The organism is Stenotrophomonas maltophilia group sp. RNC7 (genome assembly GCF_030910085.1).
Taxonomy (GTDB): domain Bacteria; phylum Pseudomonadota; class Gammaproteobacteria; order Xanthomonadales; family Xanthomonadaceae; genus Stenotrophomonas; species Stenotrophomonas sepilia.
In genome coordinates this window covers 1-410 of sequence record NZ_JAVFVN010000405.1, presented here as the reverse complement: position 1 = coordinate 410, position 410 = coordinate 1, and the positions used below count along the sequence as shown (strand labels likewise).

Genomic DNA, 410 nt, shown 5'->3' with positions numbered 1-410 from the left:
TTCTAGAGGATGTTTGTACTGTTATTTTATCCTTATTTGGTGAAAGTTTTATAGGTTCACCAGTATCAATATAGGTCTGTAGATTTTTAAATGAATGGAGTTTTGATAATTTATCATCCCTAATTATCCATAACTCGTTATAGCTACCATAGTCAGAATAGTCATTAAAAATTGCAAAGATTTTAATGTCATCCATAGCATGGACTATATAAGGACGATCAAATTTCTTACTTAATACATCTACGGCAAATTCCGCAGCTTTTTTAAGTGTATTATTTCTATTATTTAGAAATGGGCTTATTTCATCTATAGCCTTTATCCTTATATCATCATTATTGTAGAATTCAACCAGTCTGTTTATACAGTAGTATTGGCTATAAACATTTGTTGACTTTAATCCTTTAAATAAT

General features: G+C 28.5%; 1 protein-coding gene. It reads right to left on the bottom strand.

All coding sequences use genetic code 11. The annotated features are described in order from the left end of the window. Positions 1-410 (bottom strand): hypothetical protein (locus RCF13_RS06880; RefSeq protein ID WP_308141005.1); only part of this gene is annotated, 410 nt, incomplete at both ends.